Here is a 24708-nt window from a genome sequence, read left to right on the forward strand (position 1 = left end):
AAAATCAGGTGCTGGCACAATCACTGCAACTACCTCTGCATGCTTGCCATTCAAGAGCTAACGGAGCCGATAGACATGAACCTGATCCAAGAAAAATTTACGTCCCTGTTCTCCAACTTCGAAGTGACCACCCAGCCACGTCCGGACGGCGGCATTCTGCTGACCTTGAGCAGCACCGACGGCAAAGTCTTCAAACGCTCGATTTCGTACCAGCAATTACATGCGGGTGATCAGCTGTCCTGGGTGATCAGTGCGATTCGCCGTGACATCGCCGAACAGGCCAGCGAACTGCCGCAGATTTCCATGCTGCAAAGCCAGCAGCGGTTTGCCCTGCCGACGTATCATTCGGTTTAAATTGTTCAAACGCTGTAAACAAACAGGCCGTGAAAGCTTTCGCTTCACGGCCTGAGTTGTTTCTGACGGTACGCCGATCCATGTGGGAGCGAGCCTGCTCGCGATTGCAGTGGATCAGTTAACAGAAATGTCGCCTGGCACACCGCTATCGCGAGCAAGCTCGCTCCCACAGGGTTTGTGTACCGACGCTTAAAACGCGGAATGTTCGATCCGCTCAAAGCTGTCGACGGTCACATGCCCCGCCAGCTCCCCGCCCTCTCGGGCCAGCCCGCACGTCGCCATTCCCGCCGTGTGCGCCGCGTCCAGTTCCTCGACGATGTCGGACAGAAACAGGATCTGCGAAGCGTCCAGGCCAATGGCCTGGGTAATGCGCTCGTAGGACTTCGCTTCACGCTTGGGCCCCGAGGTGGTGTCGAAATAGCCGCTGAACAGCGGCGACAAATCACCGGCCTGCGAACAACCGAAGATCAGTTTTTGCGCCTGAATCGACCCCGAAGAATAAACAAACAGGTTGAAGCCATCCTGATGCCAGCGTTTGAGCGCTTCAACGGCGTCCGGGTAAACGTGGCCTTTCAACTCCCCGGCCTGATAACCCTGTTCCCAGACCATGCCTTGCAACGCTTTCAGCGGCGTGGCTTTGCGGTCTTCGGCGATCCAGTTCAAAAGAATGTCGATCACCCGCTCGACGTCGGCGTTCGGCTCGTTGGTATCCCGGCGAACGGCGCCCAGTTGCTCGGCAACATCCGCACGCGCGGCGTTCTGGCGAACAAAATCCGGCAAGTGTTTGGCGGCGTAGGGAAACAGCACGTCGAACACAAAACTCACCGCGCTGGTGGTGCCTTCGATGTCGGTGAGAATCGCCTTGATCGGCATCGCCTCAGTCCTCAAGACGCGGGAAGCGACTGGCGACGTCTTCGCCGGTGAAATTGGCCACCCAGCCTTCAGGGTTGTTGAACAGACGGATCGCGACGAAATGCGGATGCTCGCCCATGTCGAACCAGTGCGGGGTGCCGGCCGGTACCGAGATCAGGTCGTTTTTCTCACAAAGCACTGCGTAGACGTAATCGTCGATGTGCAGGGTGAACAAGCCACGGCCGGCGACGAAAAATCGTACTTCGTCTTCGCCATGCCGGTGTTCGTCGAGAAACTTGGCGCGCAATTCGGCTTTTTGCGGGTGATCGCTGTTCAGGCTGATGACGTCGACGGTGATGTAACCGCGTTCGGTCATCAACTGGTCGATTTGCTCCTGATACGCGGCGATCACTTCTTCCTGACTGGCGCCGGGCTGGATTTTCGCCGTGGCTTGCCAACGGTCGAAGCGCACGCCCTGCTCGGCCAGGGTCGAGGCGATGTCTTCGAAATGCGTCAGCACCTTGTTAGGCAAGTCGGGGCTTGAGACGTGGTAAACGGACAGGCTGCTCATCAGGGCAACTCCTTAACGGTTCATGCTTTATGGTTCGAGAGCGAGCGCGTCTTCAACTCGCACTCGAACAAAAATTCAAAGGCCTCGATCTGCCGGAGTGCATCGCTCATGCGCGCACCCCAGGTGTAGAGACCATGGCCGCGGATCAGGTAGCCGACGCAATCGGGATGGGCGTCCAGCCAAGGCTGCACCTTGGCGGCCAGGCGCGCAATGTCTTGGTCGTTGTCGAAAATTGGCACGCGCACCCGGGTTTTGTGGGTCGATACGCCGCTAAACGCTTTTTGCAGTTCGTAATCTTCGAATTCAATGAAGTCTTGCGGCGTCAGGCGCGACAGCACCGTGGCGTTCACCGAATGCGTGTGCAGTACCGCGCCGATCTCCGGGCGCCAGCTGTAGAGCTGGGTGTGCAACAGGGTTTCGGCGGACGGTTTTTTGCCCGGTTCCAGGCTGTTGCCGGACAGATCGGTGGCCAGCACATCGTCGGGGCCGAGTTGGCCTTTGTGCTTGCCGGACACCGTCAGCAGCGCTTCAGTCGGCGACAGGCGCGTCGAGTAGTTGCTGCTGGTGGCCGGCGACCAGCCGCGGCCATACAGAAAACGCCCGGCATCGATAATTTCCTGGGCGAGGTGCTCACGGGTGAGGCTCATGGCCTGTCCTCTTGCATACGTGTGGCAATGATAACGGCTGCCGCGAAGGCTGCGAGGCTGGCAATACTAAAGGTCAATGCAGGGCCGAGAGCATTCCAGCTATAGCCGGAATACAACGCGCCCAGTGCGCCGCCGGTGCCGGCCAGTGCGGCGTATAACGCCTGGCCCTGCCCTTGTTGGCGCGCGCCGAAGCTACGTTGCACGAACTGGATGGCAGCCGCGTGAAAGCTGCCGAACGTCGCCGCGTGCAGCACCTGGGCAAACAACAGCACCCAAAGGAGCTCAGCGAACGAACCGAGCAGCAACCAACGCAACGCCGCCAGCAGAAAACTCGCCAGCAACACCCGTCGCACGGAGAATCGCGCGAGGATTTTGCTCATGGCCAGAAACATCAAGACTTCGGCGACCACGCCGACCGCCCAGAGCACGCCGATCAGCCCACGGCTGTACCCGAGTCGCTCCAGGTGCAAGGTCAAAAAGGTGTAGTAAGGACCGTGGCTCATCTGCATCAGCGCCACGCAACCGTAAAACGCCAACACCCCGGGATTGCGCAATTGCTTGAGAAAACCATCTCCCGCAATTCGATTGCCCTGAGCCGGTTGGGCGTTCGGCACCCACAAACTGCTGACCACGATCCCGGCCATGATCAGCACCAGCGCCACCGGATAGATATCCAGGCTCAACCATTCGAACAATCGGCCAAGGGCGACCACAGTGATGATGAAACCGATGGAACCCCACAGGCGGATCTGACTGTAACGGTTAGTCTGGCCCTGCAAGTGCGCCAACGTGATGACTTCGAATTGCGGCAACACCGCGTGCCAGAAAAACGCGTGCAAGGCCATGACCATCGCCAGCCAGGCGTAGGTCTTGCTGACAAAGATCAGCGAAAACGTCAGCAGCGTGCAGACTGCACCGAAGCGCACGATGGCCAAGCGTCGGCCGGTGTAATCACCGAGCCAGCCCCAGATGTTCGGCGCCACGCAGCGCATCAGCATCGGGATCGCCACCAGCTCGCCGATGCGCGCGCTGGAAAAACCCAGGTGATCGAAGTACAGCGCCAGGAATGGCGCCGTCGAACCGAGCAAGGCGAAATAGAACAGATAGAAACTGGAGAGCCGCCAGTACGGGAGCGCCGCCACGGCCATCAGGCCGCAGCGACTGTGAGGTCAGCCATTAAAGCTGACCCAGCACCGGCGTGCTCACGCGCACGTCCTGGTTCTGCCCACGGTGACGCAACAGGTGATCCATCAGCACGATGGCCATCATCGCTTCCGCGATCGGTGTGGCGCGGATGCCGACGCACGGGTCATGGCGCCCCTTGGTGACGACTTCCACCGGGTTGCCATGGATGTCGATGGAACGACCCGGCGTGGTGATGCTCGAGGTTGGCTTGAGCGCCAGGTGCGCGACGATCGGCTGACCCGACGAAATGCCACCTAAAATGCCGCCCGCGTTGTTGCTGAGGAAACCTTGCGGGGTCATTTCATCGCGGTGCTCGGTGCCGCGCTGGGCAACGCTGGCGAAACCGGCGCCGATTTCCACGCCTTTGACCGCGTTGATGCTCATCAACGCGTGAGCGAGTTCGGCATCGAGACGGTCGAAGATCGGCTCGCCAAGGCCCGGCATTACGCCTTCAGCGACTACGGTGATCTTCGCGCCAACCGAATCCTGGTCGCGACGCAACTGGTCCATATAGGCTTCCAGTTCCGGGACCTTGTCCGGATCAGGGCTGAAGAAGGCGTTTTCCTCCACTGAATCCCAGGTCTTGAACGGGATTTCGATCGGGCCGAGCTGGCTCATGTAGCCACGAATGACGATGCCCTGAGTGGCCAGGTATTTTTTCGCAATCGCACCGGCTGCCACGCGCATGGCCGTTTCACGGGCCGAGCTGCGACCGCCGCCACGGTAATCGCGCTCGCCATATTTGTGGTGATAGGTGTAGTCGGCGTGGGCCGGGCGGAACAGGTCCTTGATCGCCGAGTAATCCTTGGACTTCTGGTCGGTGTTGCGGATCAACAGGCCGATGGAGCAACCGGTGGTGCGTCCTTCGAACACGCCGGAGAGGATTTCGACTTCGTCGGCCTCCTGGCGCTGGGTGGTGTGGCGGCTGGTGCCGGGTTTGCGGCGATCCAGGTCACGCTGCAGATCCTCCAGAGAGATCTCCAGGCCCGGCGGGCAGCCGTCGACAATGGCGACCAACGCCGGACCATGGCTTTCGCCCGCGGTGGTGACAGTGAACAGCTTGCCGTAGGTATTGCCGGACATGCAGGACGCTCCGTGAATTCGAACCAAATACGTAATGCGCGCCAGTATACGCAGGCTACCCAACTAGTTCATCCTCGAACCTTATGGGTGCCTGCGAGTCCAACCGGCATCTTGTTCATGATGGCGTGATGATGCTGCGAGTTATAGCCTTGAGCCTTACCCTCTTTACCGGCTTTGTACAGGCCACTGTCCTGCAACGCCCGATCACGTTGGACACTGGCACCGGCGAGCTTTTCGGCTCGTTATTGCTGCCCAAGTCCGACACGCCGGTACCGGTTGTCCTGATCATTTCCGGCTCCGGTCCTACAGATCGTGACGGAAACAACCCCGACGGCGGACGCAACGACAGCCTCAAGCGTCTCGCTTGGGTACTGGCCAAACACAACATCGCCAGCGTGCGTTATGACAAACGCGGCGTGGCGGCGAGCCTTGCGGCGACCCCGGATGAACGCAATCTGTCGGTGGAAGCCTACGTGGCCGACGCCGAGGCTTGGGGCCAGAAGCTCAAAACCGACCCGCGCTTTGGCCAGTTGATCCTGCTGGGCCACAGCGAAGGCGCATTGATCGCCAGCCTCGCGGCGCCGAGCCTGGACGCCGCCGCGGTCATCTCCATGTCCGGCAGCGCCCGGCCAATCGATCAGGTGCTGCGCCAACAATTGAGCAATCGCCTGCCGCCACCGCTGATGCTGCGCAGCAATGAACTGCTCGACAGCCTCAAGGCCGGCCACACCGACGACAACGTGCCGCCGCAGTTGCAGGTGATTTTCCGCCCGAGCGTGCAGCCGTATCTGATTTCGCTTTTCCGCCAGGACCCGGCGGCGGCGTTCGCCAAGTTGAAGATGCCGGCTCTTATCATCCAGGGCAGCAACGACATCCAGGTCGGCGTCGGTGATGCCAAGCTGTTGAAGGCCGCCAAACCGGACGCCGAGCTGGCGCTGATCGAAGGCATGAACCACGTGATGCGCATCGTGCCCAACGATGTAAAACGGCAATTGGCCTCTTACAAAGATCCGCAATTGCCACTGGCGGCCGAACTCGGCACGCGAATCCTCGGGTTTATTGACGGACTTCGCACCAGTTAAGCGGTGTTAGGGGCGTGAAAACTGGTTGAGAACGCCCCCTAACCCTCCAGTCCTGAAAAAAACGGCCGATAAGCCTTTGTCGCCAGCGCCATGACTGGCGGCAAGCAGAGCTTGGACAGGATCTCGCCGTTATGACTGATACCCAGACTTCACCCGACACCACTGCTGAAAAAGACGCACCACCAGTGGTCGAGCTACCGTGGGCGGACGTCCACGCCGAGCACCACAAGATGCTCCGTCTGGCACCATTGAAAACCGACCGCAACACCGGTGGACGGCCGCTACGCTTTGTTGAATTCGGTTACGCCGAGCGCAACAACAAGGAACACAGCCTGATGCGCATGAGCATTGCGCTACCCGGCCAGCGCGTGCGCAAGGAACAGAATCATCTGGACGTGTGGGTCGATCACGCCACCAAGCGCGTGCATTTCGGGCCTGACAGCGGTTTGCAGATCGAACCGATGAACCGTGGCATCGGTCGCTTCATGGCCGCTCATGGCATTACCTGGGCGAAAAAGAGATGGCCCGGCTACACCGTCGACGGCACAGACCTGAACAACAAGGATGCGCTGAACGAAGACACTCGTCTGCGCCGCGATCACTTTTTGCGGATGCATGGTTTTGATGTGATCTACGCCGACGCCCAGCATTTGAAGGGCAGCGTCAAAGAAGTGCAGGTCGGTGACCTGTTGGGTGACTGGAGTACCGAAAAACTGCAGGTCGTGGAAATTCTTGAGGCGGCGCAGATGCTCCAGCAAGCCGAGCAAAATCTGGCCGAGCAGGAAGTCAAACTCAAGAAACACGAAGAAAAAGTCAGCAAGTACAAGCGCGAAGACACCGGACTGCGCTTTACCATTACCTGCCTGGTGGCGTTTGCGGTGTTTCAGGCGGGGTTGTTGATCTGGATTGCCACACATCGGTAATCAGTGTCGAACCCAAAAAAGATCGCAGCCTGCGGCAGCTCCTACAGGGTTATGTGTACACCTGTGTAGGAGCTGCCGCAGGCTGCGATCTTTTGCTTTTAAGGGTTAAACGCGGGAAGCGAACAGCGCCTGATGATCACGGCACTGTTCCGCCGTCAGCATGAACACGCCATGTCCACCGCGCTCGAAATCAAGCCAGGCGAAGTCGACTTCCGGGTACAGCGCCGAGACGTGAACCTGGCTGTTGCCCACTTCGACAATCAGCAAACCCTTCTCGGTCAGGTGATCCGCCGCTTCGGCGAGCATGCGACGGACCAGGTTCAAACCATCATCACCGCAAGCCAGGCCCAGCTCCGGTTCGTGCTGGTATTCGTCCGGCATGTCGGCGAAATCTTCCGCATCGACGTAAGGCGGGTTCGACACGATCAGGTCAAAACGCTGACCCGGCAAACCATCAAACCCATCGCCCTGCACCGTGTACACCCGCTCATCGACGCCGTGTCGCTCGATGTTCTGGTTGGCCACTTCCAGTGCTTCGAACGACAGGTCGGCCAGCACCACTTCGGCGTTCTGGAACTCGTAGGCACAGGCGATACCGATGCAGCCGGAACCGGTGCACAGGTCGAGAATCCGCGCAGGTTCGGCGCCCAGCCACGGCTCGAAACGCTTTTCGATCAGTTCGCCAATCGGCGAGCGCGGGATCAATACGCGCTCATCGACAATGAACGACATGCCGCAGAACCACGCTTCACCCAACAGGTAGGCGGTAGGAATGCGTTCTTCGATACGGCGTTTGAGCATGCGTTGCAGCTTGACCAGCTCGTCTTCTTCAAGATTGCAGTCGAGGTAGCTGTCGGCGATTTCCCACGGCAGGTGCAAGGCACCCAACACCAACTGACGCGCTTCGTCCCAGGCGTTGTCGGTTCCATGGCCGAAAAACAGATCCTCCCCATGGAAGCGGCTGACGGCCCAACGGATATGGTCACGCAGGGTACGAAGTCGGGAAGTGATCACGGGGCAAACTCCAAAAAAAACGACTGGCGATTCTAACAGCCAAAACGCGTCTCGACGACGCGGGAAAACTACCGGGGCGAATGTAGGACTATTCTATTTTTACGGCCGGCTATTGAACAAAACGGGCCTATTGACAAGGCTGCGAGCCAGCAAAGACGGCGCCTACGATGGTAGCGATTCACAGAAGCGCTCAGCCAGAGGACAATGTCGCAAAAGCCCCACCCGAAGGAGCCCCAGAATGTCCGTTCCAAAAACGATGTTTCAACTCAGCGGCCGCGGTTATGCAGCTGCCGTTCTGAGCCATGCGACCCTTGTCATCATCGATGCCCAGAAAGAATACCTCAGCGGCCCGTTGGCCTTGAGCGGCATGGATGCTGCCGTCGCGAACATCAAGCAACTGGTGGCCGCTGCCCGTGCAGCCGGCCGGCCGATCGTCCATGTCCGCCACCTCGGCACCGTCGGCGGGCTGTTCGATCCACAAGGTGAGCGCGGTGAGTTCATCCCGGGGTTGGAACCACAAGGCGACGAAACCATCATCGGTAAATTGCTGCCGAGTGCGTTCCACGGCACCGAACTGCTGGAACGCCTGCAGAATCTCGGTTCGCTGGACCTGATCGTATGCGGTTTCATGAGCCACTCCAGCGTCAGCACCACGGTGCGCGCCGCGAAGAACCTGGGCTTTCGTTGCACGCTGGTGGAAGACGCCTGCGCGACTCGCGACCTGCCTTACAAGGGCGGCGTATTGAGCGCAGATCACGTACAGCAGACCGAAATGGCGATCATGGCGGACAACTTTGCCACCCTCGCGCTGACTCATGAACTGATCTGATCGACGCTCGATGAGCGGTCCATGCCGCCGCTCATCCACAAAAGCCAATCATTTGCTGTAATTGTCTTAGCCTCAGGAACATCCCGGTCAACTCCCGGTCGAAGGGCCGATACCCAATGAGGAAGGTCGGAATGAAGTTATCCGATGGTTTTGACGCTCGCCGCTTGCGGCCCAAAGGCCAACGCAACTGGCGTTTTCGAATCGGCGCGGCATTTGCTGCCTTGCTGTCGATGAGCGGTGTGTTGCTGGCGATGGCAGGCATAGCCAGCCTGCTTGGCCACGCACCCGCCCTGGGCGAGTTGAATACCAACCGGGTCGGTTCGGCAGTGATTCTGGCGATCGGCCTGTTCGTGCTGTACCTCGGCGTGTGGCTGTGGCGTCGCTGCCGTCGCCGCTCGCGGCAGTCGCAAGAGTTGAACATCTCCCCGCATTTGATGAAAAAGCACGACTGAGCCGAGCGTTGCGCGTTTTCTCGCGCCTCATTCGCCTCGAGTTGGGTAAACTGGCCGCCCTTCGCGGAGGCTGACATGCAAGACGACGATTTTTCCCTGTTCAAAAGCGCGATCCAAGGCGTCAAGCCGATCAAACACGATCGCGCCGAAACCGGCAAACCCAAAGCTGACCGCGCGCAAATCGCCAAGTTGCGTCAGGCCGCCACTGTGCGCACCGATGCCACCACCGTTGACGGGCTGTCCGATCAGTTCGTCATCGATGTTGGCCCGGAAGACGAGTTGATGTGGGCGCGTGACGGTGTTCAGGAAAGCCAGATGCGCAAGCTCAAGATCGGACAGATCCCGTTCGAAGGCAGCCTCGACCTCCATGGCATGAGCGTGGAAAAGGCTCGGGAAACCCTCTGGGCGTTTCTGGCCGAAGCGACCAAATTCGAAATCCGCTGCGTGCGCGTCACCCACGGCAAGGCTGTGCGTCTGGACGGCAAGCGGCCGATGATCAAAAGCCACGTCAACACCTGGCTGCGCCAACATTCACAAGTGCTTGGCTTCACCTCGTGCCAAGCGAAACACGGCGGCGCCGGAGCAGTTTATGTGATGCTCAAACGGACCATGATGGAAGGTCGCGACGAGTAAAGCGGTGCGCCACGCTTGCAGCATCGTGTCCGCCACCGCACTGGTTTGGCTACTGGCCGACCACTCAGTATAGGTATGCCGACTTGCAATGATATGGGAGCTCCCGTAATACTTCGCAGATGGAATTCAAAGAAAGACTCAAAGCAGCCCGCCAACACGCCAAGCTCAATCAGACCGAGCTTGCCGAACGCGCAGGCCTGACACAAACCTCAATCTCCGACCTCGAGCGCGGGAAATCGAAGGCAACAGCCTTTGCTGCCCAGATCGCTACAGTGTGTGGCGTTTCACCGATGTGGCTGGCCGAAGGTGTCGGTGACATGCTTAAAGGTGTGTCCGATGCTGTTCCGTTGAATCGCCCCCCTCCAAACGTTTCGATGTCAGACATCCAGCCCTGGGACGACAGCACGCCCCTGGATGACGACGAGGTTTATGTCCCCTTCCTGCGTGAAGTTGAGCTGGCGGCCGGTTCAGGCCGTTTCGTGATCGCAGAAAACGACAGCGCCAGGCTGCGTTTCTTCAAGAAAGACCTGCGTCACAACAACGTGCAGTTCAACAACGCCAGGTGCGTGGTGGTGAGCGGAAACAGCATGCTCCCGGTACTGCGCGACGGCGCTACCGTTGGCATGAACGTCGGAAAGAACTCGCTGGGCGACATCGTCGACGGCGACATGTACGCGATCAACCACAACGGCCAGCTCCGCGTGAAACAGGTCTACCGACTGCCCAGTGGGATCCGCCTACGCAGTTTCAACCGCGACGAGCACCCGGACGAGGACTACACCTTCGCCGAGATCCAGGAGCAGCAGCTTGCGATCTTGGGTCATGTCTTTTGGTGGGCGATGTATTCACGGTGAACTCAAGAGAAGCCCGCCAAGCGCGGGCTTTTTTTGTACCTGGAATATAGGCGCGGAATAAAATATGGGAATACCTATTGACACAAAATATGGGAACTCCCATATTTGTATTCAACCCAACTGGAAATCGATCGGGAGCTGCCAAGCATCACTTCTGCCCATTCACCGAGTGGGCAGTGGGATGTAGGCCTGCATCAAACGCAAGGCTCACCAGAGCAAAAAGCGACATCAATGGACTGAGGTAAAAACCATGACTGTAGACATCAGCAACTTCACCATCGCTACCCCGCTTCCAATCTCCGACACCAACCCGATTGCGCTTGAGCTCATCGGTTGGCGCGCACTGATCGAATGCCCCGACGTCATCTCAATGCTTGAGGATGGTTCGCTGCAGATGACGGCGCCGACACTTGGCGCCTCGAGCAAGAGCACGCTACGAACCCGCTGCGAGTGGAAGGAGCCAGGTTACTGGCTGTTCTCCAGCGCAGCGGACCACTGGAACCGGCAAGAAATGCGAGTGACCAAAGTCAACTCGCTGCAGAAAGTCGTGATCGGTCAGATTCATGTGCAGGGCTCAGAACGACCTCCGGTAAAGGTGTTCTGGAACAAAGGGAAAATCACCATGGGGTTCCGGTCAAGCTACCTCCAGGACGATCCGGTCAACTCGACGATTTTGGAGAACGTGCCGCTCGGAGCACTTTTCAAAATCAACATTCACGCCAATTCGAGCGGCGCCGTCTCTGTATCGGCTAGTTGTAACGGCGTCAAATCCACTTCCGCGATCATGCGCCTCGACAACACCTGGGACACGAAAACACTCGCCTTTCACGGCGGCGTGTACAACCAGATCGATTACTCCGACACCACCGACCCGCTAGACGGTTCTGTCTGCATCATCAGCGATCTGTCGATCACTCACGCCTGATACGAACTGCTCGGTTTGATGAGCAATACCGGCTTCAGGAAAGCATCACTGCTGCACCTTGGCGACAGGGTGTAGCGGGATGCGGATAAAATCCAGCAGGCCAGCGTGACCGACAAACACTTCCAGGCCGCACTGACCGAATTGGGGCTTCGCGCCCGCCGGCAATACAACTGCCGGCACACATACGCTACCATGTGCCTCATGTCGGGGATGAACCCTGCGTTTATTGCCACTCAGCTCGGTCATAGCGTTCAGATGTTGCTATCGACCTACGCCCGATGGATCAACCCCAGCACCGACTGGTGTGAGCTCGGGACGCTTGAAAAGAGTTTGATTGGTACACAATTGGTACAGACAGAAACAGTACCCCTCTGAAACCCTTATGGAATCAGCCTCTGTGACACTGGAACAGAACTACACCGCGATTCTCGGCCAATTGGGCGAGGACGTCTCCCGCGAGGGCCTGCTCGACACGCCAAAACGTGCCGCCAAAGCCATGCAGTACCTCTGCCGCGGTTATGAACAGACACTGGAAGAGGTCACCAACGGTGCCTTGTTCAGCTCCGACAACAGCGAAATGGTGCTGGTGAAGGACATCGAGCTCTACTCGTTGTGCGAACACCACCTGCTGCCGTTTATCGGCAAGGCTCACGTCGCCTACATCCCGAGCGGCAAGGTATTGGGCCTGTCGAAAGTCGCGCGGATCGTCGATATGTACGCCCGCCGCCTGCAGATCCAGGAAAATCTCAGCCGCCAGATCGCCGATGCGGTCCAGCAAGTCACCGGCGCCCTGGGCGTTGCAGTGGTGATCGAGGCCAAACACATGTGCATGATGATGCGCGGTGTGGAGAAACAGAATTCGTCAATGATCACTTCGGTGATGCTGGGTGAGTTCCGCGAAAACGCGGCCACCCGCAGTGAGTTTCTCAGCCTGATCAAGTAATTCGCAGCAGAAGAAAACCGGCATTCATCGCCGGTTTTTTTTGTCTGTGAAAAATCAGGTAAGCTGCGCGCCTTCTGTTTGCCCCTGTGAGGCTTATACCGTGTTCGTTAAAGCGCTTCGTGTCGGCCTTGGCCAACTGATCATCTTCACCGACTTCATTACCCGCCCCGGCAAAAAGCAGCGCCCTGCCGAGGTTCAGGCTCAGGTCAACACGGCCGCCAGGGACCTGACCCTGTATCAGTTCCACGCCTGCCCGTTCTGCGTGAAAACCCGCCGCACCCTGCGCCGCTTGAACGTGCCGGTGGCGTTGCGCGACGCGAAAAACAACGAACAGGATCGCCAGGCCCTGCTGGAACACGGTGGCAAGATCAAGGTTCCGTGCCTGCGCATCGAAGAGAATGGCCAGACGACCTGGATGTATGAGTCCAAGGTGATCATCGATTATCTGGACAAGCGGTTTGCCGCAGCCTGAAGGATTTGCGGTGTTCTGAGTGACGCCTTCGCGAGCAGGCTCGCTCCCACATTAAAATGTGGTCAACTGTGGGAGCGAGCCTGCTCGCGAAGAGGCCGGCACAATCACTGCAAATTTCAGACAAAAATAAACCGGCCCTTGCGCCGGTTTATTCATTTCTACCCTCCCCTCAAGCCACTTCCGCCGCCTGAGCCTGACGCAGCACCGCAGCCAAACGCTTAAGCCCTTCGTCCAGCCGTGCCGGGTCGATGTGGCTGAAATTCAGGCGCAAATGCCCCGGATTGCTGTCCGGTTCAGGGAAGAACGGTTCGCCCGGCATGAACGCCACATCCGCAGCCAGTGCAGCCTTGAGCAACGTACGCGTATCCAGCGGCTGCTTGAGTGTCAGCCAGAAAAACAACCCGCCCTGCGGCACGTTCCAGTTCGCCAAATCCGCAAAATGCGTTTCCAGGGCTGACTCGTCTGTCAGTTGCATTTGCCGTAACTGATCTGGCGATATATCTCTATTGCCAAACTTTTCGTCTACAAAATCAAAAACATTATTTGCTTTATTTGTATACAAAAGCATAATCCACTTCGTGCGAGTTCCTGACCAAGCGGTCAACAAATTCGCAAGTGCCTCAAAGGGTCGCTGCCACCCTCATGGGTCCGGCCCTGGAAATAACAATAAAACTCTTGAGGAGTACTCGCTGTGGAAAGCCGCAAATCCGAAGCCCCGACGCTGGAACTCTCGCCGCCGTTACGCAATGGCTGGCTGGAGCGCATCTTCAAACTCAGCTTGCATGGCACCACGGTGAAGACCGAGTTGATTGCCGGTCTGACAACCTTCATCACCATGGCCTACATCATCTTCGTCAACCCCAACATCATGGCCGACGCCGGGATCGATCACGGTGCCGCGTTCGTCGCCACCTGCATCGCCGCCGCGCTCGGCTGCCTGTTGATGGGGCTTTACGCCAACTGGCCGGTCGGCCTGGCGCCGGGCATGGGCCTCAACGCCTTCTTTACCTACACCGTGGTCGGCACCATGGGTTACAACTGGGAAACCGCCCTTGGCGCGGTGTTTGTTTCCGGTGTGTTGTTCATGTTTCTGACTTTTTCCCGGATCCGCGAATGGCTGCTCAATAGCATCCCGGTGAGTTTGCGCTTTGCCATGGGCGCCGGTGTGGGCCTGTTTTTGGGGCTGATCGGCTTGAAAACCGCGGGCATCGTGGTCGACAGCCCGGCCACCCTGATCAAGCTCGGCTCCCTGCGCGAGCCTGGTCCGCTGCTGGCCGCCATCTGTTTCCTGATGATCGCCGTACTCAGCTACCACAAAGTGTTTGGCGCGATTCTCATCAGCATCATCACCGTCACCCTGGCGGGTTGGGGCCTGGGCCTGGTGCACTACGAGGGCCTCATGTCCGCCCCGCCGAGCCTGGCACCGACCTGGATGGCCATGAACATCGCAGGCGTATTCAACGTCAGCATGATCAGCGTGGTGCTGGCCTTCCTCTTCGTGCACATGTTCGACACCGCCGGCACCCTGATGGGCGTCGCCCAGCGCGCCGGCCTGGTGAACGCGGATGGCAAGATCGAAAACCTCTCCCGCGCCCTGAAAGCCGACAGTGCTTCCAGCGTATTCGGTGCGATGGTCGGTGTTCCGCCGGTCACCAGCTACGTGGAAAGTGCCGCGGGTGTAGCCGCTGGTGGTCGGACTGGTCTTACCGCAGTGACCGTAGGTGTGCTATTTATTGCCGCAATGTTTTTCGCACCGCTGGCGGGCATGATCCCCGCTTACGCAACCGCCGGTGCGCTGATTTATGTGGCGATGCTGATGATGGGCGGCATGGCGCACATCGAATGGGACGAAGCGACCGACAGCATTCCGGCGATCGTTACCGCGATCATGATGCCCCTGACCTTCTCGGTCGCCGACGGCATCGCGCTGGGCTTTATCACTTACGTGGTGCTGAAGGCCTTCACCGGTAAGCACAAGGAAATTTCCGTCAGTCTTTGGGTGCTCTGCGCGATCTTCATCGCCAAGTTCGTTTTCTTGTAAGCCGTTTACGATTCAAAAACAGTGTTTCAAAACAGCCTCACCCCGTCGGGTGGGGCTTTTGCACAAATGGAGGAAAGTGATGAGTCTGGAAACCTGGCTGCTGTTCAGCGGCGCTGCGCTGGTGGTCATCCTGATCCCGGGGCCACTGTCTTTGCTGATGATCAGCAACAGTCTGAATTACGGTTTGCGCCGTTCTTACCCGGCGTTTCTGGGTGGCGTGATTGCCTCGATCTGCTTGCTTAGTGCGTCGGCGCTGGGTTTGGGCGCCTTGCTGCTGGCATCGGAACAACTGTTCAGTGCCTTGAAGATCGTCGGTGCGCTGTACTTGTTCTATCTGGCCTGGCAGAGCTGGCAGCAATCGCGCCTGCCCTCCCACGGCGCTGAAGTGCCCCAGGCTGCGCCAGTGCCACGCTTTCGCGCACTGTTCGGGCGCGCGTTTATGTTGGGCGCCAGCAACCCGAAAGACATTCTGTTCTTCGCCGCTTTCCTCCCGCAGTTCCTCAGCGCAGAGCAACCATTCCTGCCGCAGCTGCTGGTGATGATTGCGACCTGGACCGTGCTGGATTTGCTGTGCAAGTTGGCTTATGGGCTGGGTGCCCACGGTGCGGCGCGGTATTTGCGCAGTGGCAAGGGGCAGAGCTGGTTTAACCGGGTGAGTGCGGGGTTGTTCAGTGGTGCGGGTGCAGCATCCTTGTTGAGCCGTTAAAGATCAAAAGATCGCAGCCTCGTTTCACTCGACAGCTCCTACAGGGATCGCGGTTTCCTGTAGGAGCTGTCGAGTGAAACGAGGCTGCGATCTTTTGACTTTCCCAAAGGCAAAAAAAAGCCCGCAGTGTGAGCGGGCGAAAGACCAAAGAAGCTATATGCGCAGGATTCTGGGGGGAAAGTCCTAGCTTCCTCTGTAGGTCGAATAGCTGTACGGCGAAATCAGCAACGGCACATGGTAGTGATCCTGTTCCGCAGAGATGCCAAAACGCAGCACCACCACATCCAGGAACGCGGGTTCTGGCAGCTGAACGCCACGGGCGCGGTAGTAATCGCCCGCATGAAACTGAACCTGATAGACCCCGGAACGGTAGTCATCGCCTTGCAGCAGCGGTGCATCGACCCGGCCGTCGCTGTTAGTGACTGCTGTGGCCACCAATTCCAGCTGCGAACCTTCAACGCGGTACAACTCGACCTTGATCGAGCTGCCCGGGCAACCGTGTGCAGCGTCCAAAACGTGTGTAGTCAAACGTCCCATTGATTCTGCGCGCCTGCCTGCGTGGAGCAGTCAGACCTCGCGCCTCCCGAAGTCAGTTGAAAAGGAGACCGCACCGATTCGGAGCACGAAAAGCTGCGGCGAGCGACTGATTAAGACACTTTTCAAAAAAATTGTACACAATAAAAACAACATATTTACCGTTAGATCCATCATTCAGGGATTCCCACCGAATCTGACGCCGAGCCATAGGGCCAGAGGACCTTCCATCCATTAGCTGACCAATCGGGCAGGTTTCTTGCAATAACATGTAAAGATGACAGTCAGTGAAAAATGCAAAAAAACAGGCTTACAAAGTGGATATAAAGTTGTATACAATCAGCCCATCGCTGTGACGCCAGCCTGTCATCACACTGCTGGCCGCCTCACAAACCTGACCTTGAACAAGTCGAACGAATAAGAAGGAAGACTGCAGTGAGCGCTGACTACCCACGCGACCTGATCGGTTACGGCAGTAACCCTCCTCACCCACACTGGCCGGGCAATGCCCGCATCGCCTTGTCCTTCGTGCTCAATTACGAAGAAGGTGGCGAGCGCAATATCCTGCACGGCGATAAAGAATCCGAAGCCTTCCTCTCGGAAATGGTCTCGGCGCAGCCGTTGCAAGGCGCGCGCAACATGAGCATGGAATCCCTTTACGAGTATGGCAGCCGTGCCGGCGTCTGGCGGATTCTGAAACTGTTCAAGGAATTCGACATTCCGCTGACCATCTTCGCCGTGGCCATGGCCGCCCAGCGTCACCCGGACGTGATCCGCGCGATGGTCGATGCCGGCCACGAGATCTGCAGCCACGGCTATCGCTGGATCGACTACCAGTACATGGACGAAGCGCAGGAACGCGAGCACATGCTCGAAGCGATCCGCGTCCTCACCGAAATCACCGGAGAGCGTCCACTGGGTTGGTACACCGGCCGCACCGGTCCGAACACCCGTCGACTGGTGATGGAAGAAGGCGGTTTCCTCTACGACTGCGACACCTACGACGACGACCTGCCCTACTGGGAACCGAACAATCCGACCGGCAAGCCGCACCTGGTGATTCCGTACACGCTGGACACCAACGATATGCGCTTCACCCAGGTTCAGGGCTTCAACAAGGGCGACGATTTCTTTGAATACCTCAAAGACGCGTTCGACGTGCTTTACGCTGAAGGCGCCGAAGCGCCGAAGATGTTGTCGATCGGCCTGCACTGCCGTCTGATTGGCCGTCCGGCGCGTCTGGCCTCGCTCAAACGCTTTATCGAATACGCTAAAAGTCATGAACAGGTGTGGTTCAGCCGTCGCGTCGACATCGCTCGCCACTGGCACGAAACCCACCCGTACCAAGGGGCCGCGAAATGAGTCACTTCCAAACCCTGAAGCCGTCGACCCTGAGCCGCGACGCGTTTGTCGCCGCCTTCGCGGACATCTACGAACATTCGCCTTGGGTGGCCGAAAAGGGCTTCGACCTGGGCCAGGACGCTTCGATCGACGAGATCGAAACCCTGCACCAGCGCATGAGCGACATCCTGTTGAGCGCCGATCACGCCAGTCAATTGGCATTGATCAACGCTCACCCGGACCTGGCCGGCAAAGCTGCCGTCCAGGGCCAACTGACCGAAGCCAGCACGAATGAACAGGCTGGCGCCGGTATTCACCAATGCACGGCCGAAGAGTTCCAGCGCTTCACCGAGCTGAACGACGCCTACAAAGCCAAGTTCAAGTTTCCCTTCATCATGGCGGTAAAAGGCAGCAACCGGCATCAGATCCTCGCGGCGTTCGAAACGCGCATTCACAACCCGCAAGACACCGAGTTCAAATGCGCGCTGGCGGAGATCAACAAGATCGCCCTGTTCCGATTACTGACCCTATAGCGACCTTGGCCCGAGCAAGTTTCCGAACGCAGAACGAGCCCTGGGCCCTGAGAGCATCCCAAGCCAACTAATTAAAGGCAGACAAGAAGAATGAAAGCTTACGCCGTACCTTTCGAGAAGTTCGTCAACCTGGCCGACGCCCGCCTGGGCACCAAAATCATCTCGGTCACCGATGACTGGTTCGCTGATGCCAACCGTCTGTTCCAGCCGACCCCGGCTGTGTGGAAGGAGGGCGTGTTCGATGACAACGGCAAGTGGATGGACGGCTGGGAGTCGCGCCGCAAGCGCTTCGAAGGCTACGACAGCGCAGTGATCCGTCTGGGCGTTCCGGGCTCGATCAAGGGCGTGGACATCGACACTTCATTCTTCACCGGCAACTTCCCGCCGTCGGCCTCCCTGGAAGCGTGCTTCCTGGCCTCGGGCGAGCCGGACGAAAATACCCAGTGGACTGAAGTGCTGTCCGCCGTCGAGCTGCAAGGCAACAGCCACCACTACCACGAAATCAACAACGCCCAGGCGTTCAGCCACCTGCGCTTCAACATCTACCCGGATGGTGGCGTGGCCCGTCTGCGTGTCTACGGTATTCCGTTCCGCGACTGGTCCGCTGTGGGCGACAACGAGCAAGTTGATCTGGCAGCAGCCCTGAACGGTGGCCGCGCCCTCGCCTGCTCCGACGAACATTTCGGTCGCATGAGCAACATCCTCAACCCGGGCCGTGGCATCAACATGGGCGATGGCTGGGAAACCGCGCGCCGTCGCACGCCAGGCAATGACTGGGTCATTGTCGCGCTGGGTCATGCCGGCGAAATCGAGAAAGTCATCGTCGACACCCTGCACTTCAAGGGCAACTACCCGGACACCTGCTCGATCCAGGGCGCATTCGTTAAGGGCGGCACCGACAGCCAGATCGAAACCCAATCGCTGTTCTGGCGCGAATTGCTACCGGCGCAGAAACTGGAAATGCACGCCGAACACACCTTCGCCGAGCAGATCAAGGCGCTGGGGCCGATCACCCACATCCGTTTGAACGTGTTCCCGGATGGTGGTGTGAGTCGCCTGCGCGTTTTGGGCAAGGTCGCGAAGTAATGCTGAGCCTGTAGGAGCTGCCGCAGGCTGCGATCTTTTGATCTTGATCTTAAAAAGCAAAGTCAAAAGATCGCAGGCTTCGCCAGCTCCTACAGGGAACGCAGTGAACCGAAATCAAATTTCAAAGAAAAGAAGACCAGCATGCGCACATTAACGATTGAACCGCTGACCAAAGAAGCCTTCGCCCCTTTCGGTGACGTGATCGAAACCGACGGCAGCGATCACTTCATGATCAACAACGGTTCGACCATGCGCTTTCACAAACTGGCGACGGTGCAAACCGCCACGCCAGAGGACAACGCGATCATCAGCATCTTCCGCGCCGACGCGCAGGACATGCCGCTGACCGTCAGCATGCTGGAGCGTCACCCGCTGGGCAGCCAGGCTTTCATTCCGCTGCTCGGCAACCCCTTTCTGATCGTGGTCGCGCCACTTGGCGATGAACCTGTATCAGGCTTGGTCCGCGCCTTCGTCACCAACGGCAGGCAGGGCATTAATTACCATCGCGGCGTTTGGCACCATCCGGTGCTGACGATCGAAAAGCGGGATGACTTCCTGGTGGTTGATCGCAGTGGCACAGGCAATAACTGCGATGAGCATTTTTTCAAAGAGGATGAGCGTTTGATCCTTGCCCCCCACCAATAAGAGAAGGTCTGATCACTCGACAACAGAGTGACAGGCGAGAGGTAAAGACTGTGGAAGCACATCTGTTGGAATGGCTGAACCTGAGCGTGCGCTGGGTTCACATGATTACTGGCGTGGCCTGGATCGGTGCGTCGTTCTATTTCGTCTGGCTGGAAAACAACCTCAATCGGGTTAACCCGAAAAGTGGTCTGGCGGGCGATCTGTGGGCGATCCACGGCGGCGGTATCTACCACCTGGAAAAATACAAACTGGCCCCACCGACCATGCCGGACAACCTGCACTGGTTCAAATGGGAAGCCTATTTCACCTGGATGTCGGGGATCGCGCTGCTGTGCGTGGTGTTCTACTCCAACCCGACGCTGTACCTTCTGGCACCGGGCAGCAGCCTGACCGGCCCTGAAGGGGTCGCACTGGGCATCGCCTCGTTGTTCGTCGGCTGGTTCGTCTACTCCTTCCTCTGCGACTCGGCCCTGGGCAAACGCCCTGCCCTGCTAGGCGGAATCCTGTTCGTGCTGATCATTGGCGCCGCTTACGGCTTCAGCAAAGTGTTCAGCGGTCGTGGTGCGTACCTGCACGTCGGCGCGATCATCGGCACCATCATGGTCGGCAACGTGTTCCGCATCATCATGCCGGCCCAGCGCGCACTGGTTGCCGCGATTGCCGAGAACCGCACGCCGGATCCGGCGCTGCCGGCCAAAGGCTTGCTGCGTTCGCGTCACAACAACTACTTCACCTTGCCGGTGCTGTTCATCATGATCAGCAACCACTTCCCGAGCACCTACGGCAGCCAATACAACTGGTTGATCCTGGCCGGGATCGCGGTATTGGCGGTGTTGGTGCGTCACTACTTCAACACCCGTCATGACAGCCACAAATTTGCCTGGACCCTGCCCGTTGCGGCAGTGGGCATGATCTGTCTGGCTTACGTGACTGGCCCGGCGCAGATGCCCAGCGCGCCTGAAGTAGCCAAGGCGCCTGGCACCATCGAGTACCAGCCGCTGCCGGAAACTGCCCTCGGTGGTGGTGCCAAACCTGAAGCGGCGAAACCTGCCGCGCCTGTCGCTGCACCGGCTCAGGCGTCCAACGCCGGCCCCGGTTTCGACAAGGTTCACAGTGTGATCCAGGAGCGTTGCGCGGTTTGCCATTCGGCCAAACCGACCAGCCCGCTGTTCAGTGCTGCACCGGCCGGTGTGATGTTCGATACCCCCGAGCAGATCCGTCAGAACGCTGCACGCATCCAGGCTCAAGCCGTCACCAGCCAGATCATGCCACTGGGCAACATCACCCAGATGACCCAGCAGGAACGTGATCTGATCGGAGCGTGGATTGTTCAGGGAGCTCCAACCAATTAACCGTTGAAAAGCATCGCGAGCAGGCTCGCTCCCACAGGATTTGTATCGCCTGTGTGGGAGCGGGCTTGCCCGCGAAAGCGTCAGGTCAGTCAGTAATGGCCTCTTCGCGAGCAAGCCCGCTCCCACAGGTTTGCCTGATGCACAAAATCACAAGAATAAAAAAGATCCGAGGTGTTGCATGTCCGAGCTATCCGAAGCGCGCATCCCCGACGCACCCGCCATTCAGCGCTTACCCCTTTTGCAACTGATCCTGGTCGGTCTGCAACACGTTCTGCTGATGTACGGCGGAGCCATCGCGGTGCCGCTGATCATCGGACAGGCCGCAGGCCTGAGTCGTGAAGAAATCGCCTTCCTGATCAATGCCGACCTGCTGGTGGCCGGGATCGCAACCATCGTGCAGTCGCTGGGCATCGGCCCCATGGGCATCCGTATGCCGGTGATGATGGGCGCCAGTTTCGCGGCTGTCGGCAGCATGGTCGCCATGGCCGGCATGCCAGGCATCGGCCTGCAAGGGATCTTCGGCGCGACCATCGCCGCCGGGTTCTTCGGCATGATCATCGCGCCATTCATGTCCAAAGTCGTACGCTTCTTCCCGCCTCTGGTGACCGGCACAGTCATCACCTCGATCGGTTTGTCGCTGTTCCCCGTGGCCGTGAACTGGGCCGGCGGCGGTGCGGGCGCCGCTCAATTCGGCTCGCCAATTTACCTGGCCATCGCCGCGCTGGTGCTGGCAACCATCCTGCTGGTCCACCGCTTCATGCGAGGTTTCTGGGTCAACATTTCCGTGTTGATCGGTATGTGCCTGGGTTACGTGCTCTGCGGCCTGATCGGTATGGTCGACCTGAGCGGCATGGCCCAGGCGCCTTGGTTGCAATTCGTGACCCCGCTGCATTTCGGCATGCCGAAGTTCGAACTCGCACCGATCCTTTCCATGTGCCTGGTGGTGGTGATCATCTTCGTCGAGTCCACCGGGATGTTCCTGGCGCTGGGCAAAATCACCGGTCAGGACGTCTGCCCACGGATGCTGCGTCGCGGTTTGTTGTGTGATGCCGGCGCCTCGTTCTTCGCCGGTTTCTTCAACACCTTCACCCACTCCTCTTTCGCGCAGAACATCGGCCTGGTGCAGATGACCGGCGTACGTTGCCGCTCAGTGACCATCGTCGCCGGCGGTTTGCTGGTGGTGTTGAGTTTGTTGCCGAAAGCGGCGTTTCTGGTGGCATCGATTCCACCCGCCGTACTGGGCGGCGCAGCGATTGCGATGTTCGGGATGGTCGCCGCCACCGGCATCAAGATTCTTCAGGAAGCCGACATCGGTGACCGCCGCAACCAGTTGCTGGTGGCGGTGAGCATCGGCATGGGGCTGATCCCGGTGGTCCGTCCGGAATTCTTCGCCCACCTTCCGATGTGGATGAGTCCGATCACCCACAGCGGAATTGCCATGGCGACGCTCAGTGCGCTGTCGCTGAACCTGCTGTTCAACATCCTCGGCGGCGCCGAACGCGCGGCCATCAACGACTGCCACGCGCACCCGCACTAATACATCAGCACCACAGAACCTGTGGGAGCGAGCTTGCTCGCGATGGCGGTATCACATTCAACATCAGTGTTGACTGAACTGACGCCATCGCGAGCAAGCTCGCTCCCACAGGTCAGCGGCAGCCTGCACCTCAAACAATAAAAACAAGAGGGAGCAACAGATGATTCGCACACAGACAAACATGCTGTTAGGCGGTGGTCTACTGGCCGCCAGTCAGACCATGGCCGGCGATTTACTGCTGTGGCAGACCAACAGCCTGAGTTATCTGTATGGCAAGGATTTCGCGGTCAACCCGTCGATCCAGCAGACGATAACCTTTGAGCACGCCGACCGCTGGAAGTACGGCGACAACTTCCTGTTCGTCGACAGCACTTACTACAACGGCGAGCAAGACCGGAACAAAGGCGTTCACGCCTATTACGGCGAGTTCAGTCCGCGCCTGTCTTTCGGAAAAATCCTCGAGCGCCGTTTCGAATTCGGCCCGATCAAAGACGTGTTGCTGGCCATGACCTACGAGAATGGCGAAGACGACACCGAGGCCTATCTGATCGGCCCCGGTTTCGACCTCGCGGTACCGGGCTTCAATTTTTTCACCTTGAACTTCTACTATCGCCAGACCGAAGGCTCGCGTCCCGGCGACGATGTCTGGCAGATCACGCCGGCCTGGTCCTACACCCTGCCATTGGGCAACTCGAACCTGTTGATCGACGGCTACATCGACTGGGTCGTGGATAACGACCAGAACTCACAGGGCACCTACCACGCCAACCTGCACTTGAACCCCCAGATCAAATATGACCTGGGGAAGGCCTTGGGCTGGCGGGAGAAACAGGTGTACGTCGGCGTCGAATACAGCTACTGGAAAAATAAATACGGCATCGAAAACAACGCCAACCTCGACACTAATGAGAACACCACCAGCCTGCTGGTGAAGGTGCATTTCTAGATGATCCGCAACCGTGCTCCAAACCTGTCGTCGGTGCGCTGTTGCGGGGCACTTGAGACCTGGCCAAGGAGTCAGTATTCTCCGCGGCCGCCCGAATCTGGTCTAAAAAAAAGCCCGGATTTAATTCCTGACCAGAAAGCCAACTTATCCCGGCGCTGGACGGTACCAAGGCACTCCAAAACCTCTCTCAATCGACTGCTCTTGAGCAGCCGAGCGGGAGTTTTTTGGCTTTTCAAAAGCCTTGGCTCAGCTCTTGCTAACAGCACTGAAGCTGACCGACTGGATGATTTTTTACAGCTACAGAAAAAGGCGCCACACCAGAGCGCCGACCTTAGAAAAATAACGTGGAACCACCTACTTTTTGGGAGCAACCGAATGAAACGTACGTGCACTAGCCTGATGCTGGCGGGATCGTTGCTGGCCGGGGGCCAGGCCATGGCCGGCGACTTGCTGCAATGGCAGAACAACAGCCTGACCTACCTGTATGGCAAGGACTTCCAGGTCAACCCGCGCATTCAGCAGACGGTGACCTTCGAACACGTCGATGGCTGGAAATACGGCGACAACTTCATGTTCGTCGACAAGATCTTCTACAACGGCAAAGACGATAGCTACGCTGGCTCGAACACCTACTACGGCGAGATCAGCCCACGCTTGTCGTTCGGCAAGATCTTCGACCAAAAGCTCGAATTCGGCCCGATCAAAGACGTACTGCTGGCCATGACTTACGAGTTCGGTGAAAACGATACCGAGTCCTACCTGATCGGACCTGGTTTTGACCTGGCGATCCCGGGCTTCGATTACTTCCAGCTGAACTTCTACAACCGTCATACCGAAGGCGACCGCCCAGGTGACAATATCTGGCAGGTCACTCCGGTCTGGTCCTACACCATCCCGGTGGGCGATTCGAACATCCTGATCGACGGTTTCATGGACTGGGTGGTCGACAACGACGTCAACAAAAAAGGCGAGTACCACGCCAACCTGCACTTCAATCCACAGGTCAAATACGACTTGGGCAAAGCGCTGAACCTTGGCGAAAAGCAGTTGTACGTCGGCGTCGAGTATGACTACTGGAAAAACAAGTACGGTATTGAAGACAGTCAGGGCTTCAAAACCGATCAGAGCGTAACCAGTTTCCTGGTCAAGGTTCACTTCTGATCCGGCG

General features: G+C 58.4%; 27 protein-coding genes and 2 pseudogenes. 21 read left to right on the plus strand and 8 right to left on the minus strand.

The window, feature by feature from the left end:
• Positions 1 to 75 precede the first annotated feature (75 nt).
• Positions 76 to 354, plus strand: coding sequence for a DUF3509 domain-containing protein (locus tag EAH74_RS17555; RefSeq protein ID WP_123366261.1), 279 nt, complete (start codon positions 76 to 78; stop codon positions 352 to 354).
• Positions 355 to 543: 189 nt separating this feature from the next.
• Here the strand turns inward: EAH74_RS17555 and mtnC are convergent, their stop codons facing one another.
• From mtnC to aroC, 5 genes are read right to left on the minus strand one after another with little or no spacing between them, the layout of a single operon-like run.
• Positions 544 to 1227, minus strand: a complete 684-nt coding sequence (mtnC, locus tag EAH74_RS17560) for an acireductone synthase (protein WP_140680080.1) — start codon at positions 1225 to 1227, stop codon at positions 544 to 546.
• A gap of 4 nt (positions 1228 to 1231) precedes the next feature.
• A complete protein-coding gene (locus EAH74_RS17565; protein ID WP_140680081.1) occupies positions 1232 to 1777 on the minus strand; it encodes a 1,2-dihydroxy-3-keto-5-methylthiopentene dioxygenase in 546 nt (181 codons plus the stop codon).
• 20 nt (positions 1778 to 1797) lie between these two features.
• A complete protein-coding gene (locus tag EAH74_RS17570; protein ID WP_140680083.1) occupies positions 1798 to 2424 on the minus strand; it encodes a methylthioribulose 1-phosphate dehydratase in 627 nt (208 codons plus the stop codon).
• The gene (locus tag EAH74_RS17575) at positions 2421 to 3572 is read right to left on the minus strand and encodes an MFS transporter (RefSeq protein WP_170206628.1); all 1152 of its coding nucleotides are present in this window, start codon (positions 3570 to 3572) and stop codon (positions 2421 to 2423) included. Before EAH74_RS17575 ends, EAH74_RS17570 begins: the two co-directional genes overlap by 4 nt.
• A gap of 28 nt (positions 3573 to 3600) precedes the next feature.
• Entirely contained in the window at positions 3601 to 4692 is a 1092-nt protein-coding gene (gene aroC, locus EAH74_RS17580; RefSeq protein ID WP_140680086.1) for a chorismate synthase, read from the minus strand.
• An 83-nt stretch (positions 4693 to 4775) separates the two neighbouring features.
• Here aroC and EAH74_RS17585 point away from each other — a divergent pair, with 83 nt between their 5' ends.
• Positions 4776 to 5774, plus strand: coding sequence for an alpha/beta hydrolase (locus EAH74_RS17585; RefSeq protein ID WP_140680088.1), 999 nt, complete (start codon positions 4776 to 4778; stop codon positions 5772 to 5774).
• A 131-nt stretch (positions 5775 to 5905) separates the two neighbouring features.
• Complete coding sequence (locus EAH74_RS17590) at positions 5906 to 6697, plus strand: hypothetical protein (protein WP_140680089.1); 792 nt, start codon at positions 5906 to 5908, stop codon at positions 6695 to 6697.
• Between the two features lie 105 nt (positions 6698 to 6802).
• Here EAH74_RS17590 and prmB read toward each other — a convergent pair whose 3' ends face one another.
• Entirely contained in the window at positions 6803 to 7711 is a 909-nt protein-coding gene (gene prmB, locus EAH74_RS17595) for a 50S ribosomal protein L3 N(5)-glutamine methyltransferase (protein ID WP_123366254.1), read from the minus strand.
• A gap of 238 nt (positions 7712 to 7949) precedes the next feature.
• On the opposite strand from prmB, the gene EAH74_RS17600 reads away from it, so the two are divergent.
• The 8 genes and pseudogenes from EAH74_RS17600 to EAH74_RS17635 all read left to right on the plus strand — a co-directional run bounded on the left by EAH74_RS17600 (position 7950) and on the right by EAH74_RS17635 (position 12819).
• Complete coding sequence (locus tag EAH74_RS17600; RefSeq protein WP_008146122.1) at positions 7950 to 8540, plus strand: cysteine hydrolase family protein; 591 nt, start codon at positions 7950 to 7952, stop codon at positions 8538 to 8540.
• Positions 8541 to 8671: 131 nt separating this feature from the next.
• Complete coding sequence (locus EAH74_RS17605; RefSeq protein WP_056740391.1) at positions 8672 to 8992, plus strand: hypothetical protein; 321 nt, start codon at positions 8672 to 8674, stop codon at positions 8990 to 8992.
• A gap of 75 nt (positions 8993 to 9067) precedes the next feature.
• The gene (locus EAH74_RS17610) at positions 9068 to 9625 is read left to right on the plus strand and encodes a Smr/MutS family protein (RefSeq protein ID WP_008146127.1); all 558 of its coding nucleotides are present in this window, start codon (positions 9068 to 9070) and stop codon (positions 9623 to 9625) included.
• 119 nt (positions 9626 to 9744) lie between these two features.
• A complete protein-coding gene (locus EAH74_RS17615) occupies positions 9745 to 10479 on the plus strand; it encodes an XRE family transcriptional regulator (protein WP_140680091.1) in 735 nt (244 codons plus the stop codon).
• A 250-nt stretch (positions 10480 to 10729) separates the two neighbouring features.
• Positions 10730 to 11404, plus strand: coding sequence for a polysaccharide lyase family 7 protein (locus EAH74_RS17620; protein ID WP_140680092.1), 675 nt, complete (start codon positions 10730 to 10732; stop codon positions 11402 to 11404).
• A gap of 90 nt (positions 11405 to 11494) precedes the next feature.
• Positions 11495 to 11779: pseudogene (locus EAH74_RS33390) on the plus strand (site-specific integrase); the annotation flags it as partial.
• Positions 11780 to 11801: 22 nt separating this feature from the next.
• Entirely contained in the window at positions 11802 to 12347 is a 546-nt protein-coding gene (gene folE / locus EAH74_RS17630) for a GTP cyclohydrolase I FolE (protein ID WP_010456659.1), read from the plus strand.
• Between the two features lie 100 nt (positions 12348 to 12447).
• Positions 12448 to 12819: a glutathione S-transferase N-terminal domain-containing protein gene (locus EAH74_RS17635; RefSeq protein ID WP_140680093.1), complete on the plus strand. Its 372-nt coding sequence runs from the start codon at positions 12448 to 12450 to the stop codon at positions 12817 to 12819.
• A gap of 169 nt (positions 12820 to 12988) precedes the next feature.
• On the opposite strand, the pseudogene EAH74_RS17640 reads toward EAH74_RS17635, so the two are convergent.
• A pseudogene (locus tag EAH74_RS17640) lies at positions 12989 to 13279 on the minus strand (PLP-dependent aminotransferase family protein); the annotation flags it as partial.
• A 231-nt stretch (positions 13280 to 13510) separates the two neighbouring features.
• Between EAH74_RS17640 and EAH74_RS17645 the strand changes: the two are divergent.
• A complete protein-coding gene (locus tag EAH74_RS17645; RefSeq protein ID WP_140680094.1) occupies positions 13511 to 14860 on the plus strand; it encodes an NCS2 family permease in 1350 nt (449 codons plus the stop codon).
• Positions 14861 to 14939: 79 nt separating this feature from the next.
• A complete protein-coding gene (locus tag EAH74_RS17650) occupies positions 14940 to 15566 on the plus strand; it encodes a LysE family translocator (RefSeq protein WP_033057156.1) in 627 nt (208 codons plus the stop codon).
• A gap of 183 nt (positions 15567 to 15749) precedes the next feature.
• Here EAH74_RS17650 and uraH read toward each other — a convergent pair whose 3' ends face one another.
• Positions 15750 to 16103, minus strand: coding sequence for a hydroxyisourate hydrolase (gene uraH / locus EAH74_RS17655; protein WP_111449004.1), 354 nt, complete (start codon positions 16101 to 16103; stop codon positions 15750 to 15752).
• Positions 16104 to 16535: 432 nt separating this feature from the next.
• On the opposite strand from uraH, the gene puuE reads away from it, so the two are divergent.
• The 8 genes from puuE to EAH74_RS17695 all read left to right on the plus strand — a co-directional run bounded on the left by puuE (position 16536) and on the right by EAH74_RS17695 (position 24701).
• Positions 16536 to 17462, plus strand: coding sequence for an allantoinase PuuE (gene puuE / locus EAH74_RS17660; protein WP_059404690.1), 927 nt, complete (start codon positions 16536 to 16538; stop codon positions 17460 to 17462).
• Positions 17459 to 17974, plus strand: a complete 516-nt coding sequence (gene uraD, locus EAH74_RS17665; RefSeq protein ID WP_140680096.1) for a 2-oxo-4-hydroxy-4-carboxy-5-ureidoimidazoline decarboxylase — start codon at positions 17459 to 17461, stop codon at positions 17972 to 17974. The genes puuE and uraD overlap by 4 nt, the downstream gene beginning before the upstream one ends.
• A gap of 90 nt (positions 17975 to 18064) precedes the next feature.
• Complete coding sequence (gene alc / locus EAH74_RS17670) at positions 18065 to 19060, plus strand: allantoicase (RefSeq protein ID WP_123366237.1); 996 nt, start codon at positions 18065 to 18067, stop codon at positions 19058 to 19060.
• Between the two features lie 141 nt (positions 19061 to 19201).
• Positions 19202 to 19705 (plus strand): ureidoglycolate lyase, encoded by a 504-nt coding sequence (locus tag EAH74_RS17675; RefSeq protein ID WP_010456681.1) that lies wholly within the window; start codon positions 19202 to 19204, stop codon positions 19703 to 19705.
• A gap of 50 nt (positions 19706 to 19755) precedes the next feature.
• On the plus strand, positions 19756 to 21057 hold the full coding sequence (locus EAH74_RS17680) for a urate hydroxylase PuuD (RefSeq protein ID WP_140680097.1): 1302 nt from the start codon (positions 19756 to 19758) through the stop codon (positions 21055 to 21057).
• 178 nt (positions 21058 to 21235) lie between these two features.
• The gene (locus tag EAH74_RS17685; RefSeq protein ID WP_140680099.1) at positions 21236 to 22594 is read left to right on the plus strand and encodes a nucleobase:cation symporter-2 family protein; all 1359 of its coding nucleotides are present in this window, start codon (positions 21236 to 21238) and stop codon (positions 22592 to 22594) included.
• A 160-nt stretch (positions 22595 to 22754) separates the two neighbouring features.
• Entirely contained in the window at positions 22755 to 23540 is a 786-nt protein-coding gene (locus EAH74_RS17690) for an outer membrane protein OmpK (RefSeq protein ID WP_140680100.1), read from the plus strand.
• A 375-nt stretch (positions 23541 to 23915) separates the two neighbouring features.
• On the plus strand, positions 23916 to 24701 hold the full coding sequence (locus EAH74_RS17695; protein WP_140680101.1) for an outer membrane protein OmpK: 786 nt from the start codon (positions 23916 to 23918) through the stop codon (positions 24699 to 24701).
• Positions 24702 to 24708: the final 7 nt, after the last annotated feature.

The organism is Pseudomonas mandelii, assembly GCF_006438925.1.
Taxonomy (GTDB): domain Bacteria; phylum Pseudomonadota; class Gammaproteobacteria; order Pseudomonadales; family Pseudomonadaceae; genus Aquipseudomonas; species Aquipseudomonas mandelii_C.

What these genes read in the sequence shown, in the direction of transcription:
- EAH74_RS17555 (WP_123366261.1), top strand. Translation starts at nt 76, where the DNA reads ATGAACCTGATCCAAGAAAAATTTACGTCCCTGTTCTCCAACTTCGAA.
- mtnC (WP_140680080.1), bottom strand. Translation starts at nt 1,227, where the DNA reads ATGCCGATCAAGGCGATTCTCACCGACATCGAAGGCACCACCAGCGCG.
- EAH74_RS17565 (WP_140680081.1), bottom strand. Translation starts at nt 1,777, where the DNA reads ATGAGCAGCCTGTCCGTTTACCACGTCTCAAGCCCCGACTTGCCTAAC.
- EAH74_RS17570 (WP_140680083.1), bottom strand. Translation starts at nt 2,424, where the DNA reads ATGAGCCTCACCCGTGAGCACCTCGCCCAGGAAATTATCGATGCCGGG.
- EAH74_RS17575 (WP_170206628.1), bottom strand. Translation starts at nt 3,572, where the DNA reads ATGGCCGTGGCGGCGCTCCCGTACTGGCGGCTCTCCAGTTTCTATCTG.
- aroC (WP_140680086.1), bottom strand. Translation starts at nt 4,692, where the DNA reads ATGTCCGGCAATACCTACGGCAAGCTGTTCACTGTCACCACCGCGGGC.
- EAH74_RS17585 (WP_140680088.1), top strand. Translation starts at nt 4,776, where the DNA reads ATGGGTGCCTGCGAGTCCAACCGGCATCTTGTTCATGATGGCGTGATG.
- EAH74_RS17590 (WP_140680089.1), top strand. Translation starts at nt 5,906, where the DNA reads ATGACTGATACCCAGACTTCACCCGACACCACTGCTGAAAAAGACGCA.
- EAH74_RS17600 (WP_008146122.1), top strand. Translation starts at nt 7,950, where the DNA reads ATGTCCGTTCCAAAAACGATGTTTCAACTCAGCGGCCGCGGTTATGCA.
- EAH74_RS17605 (WP_056740391.1), top strand. Translation starts at nt 8,672, where the DNA reads ATGAAGTTATCCGATGGTTTTGACGCTCGCCGCTTGCGGCCCAAAGGC.
- EAH74_RS17610 (WP_008146127.1), top strand. Translation starts at nt 9,068, where the DNA reads ATGCAAGACGACGATTTTTCCCTGTTCAAAAGCGCGATCCAAGGCGTC.
- EAH74_RS17615 (WP_140680091.1), top strand. Translation starts at nt 9,745, where the DNA reads ATGGAATTCAAAGAAAGACTCAAAGCAGCCCGCCAACACGCCAAGCTC.
- EAH74_RS17620 (WP_140680092.1), top strand. Translation starts at nt 10,730, where the DNA reads ATGACTGTAGACATCAGCAACTTCACCATCGCTACCCCGCTTCCAATC.
- EAH74_RS17650 (WP_033057156.1), top strand. Translation starts at nt 14,940, where the DNA reads ATGAGTCTGGAAACCTGGCTGCTGTTCAGCGGCGCTGCGCTGGTGGTC.
- uraH (WP_111449004.1), bottom strand. Translation starts at nt 16,103, where the DNA reads ATGGGACGTTTGACTACACACGTTTTGGACGCTGCACACGGTTGCCCG.
- uraD (WP_140680096.1), top strand. Translation starts at nt 17,459, where the DNA reads ATGAGTCACTTCCAAACCCTGAAGCCGTCGACCCTGAGCCGCGACGCG.
- alc (WP_123366237.1), top strand. Translation starts at nt 18,065, where the DNA reads ATGAAAGCTTACGCCGTACCTTTCGAGAAGTTCGTCAACCTGGCCGAC.
- EAH74_RS17675 (WP_010456681.1), top strand. Translation starts at nt 19,202, where the DNA reads ATGCGCACATTAACGATTGAACCGCTGACCAAAGAAGCCTTCGCCCCT.
- EAH74_RS17685 (WP_140680099.1), top strand. Translation starts at nt 21,236, where the DNA reads ATGTCCGAGCTATCCGAAGCGCGCATCCCCGACGCACCCGCCATTCAG.
- EAH74_RS17690 (WP_140680100.1), top strand. Translation starts at nt 22,755, where the DNA reads ATGATTCGCACACAGACAAACATGCTGTTAGGCGGTGGTCTACTGGCC.
- EAH74_RS17695 (WP_140680101.1), top strand. Translation starts at nt 23,916, where the DNA reads ATGAAACGTACGTGCACTAGCCTGATGCTGGCGGGATCGTTGCTGGCC.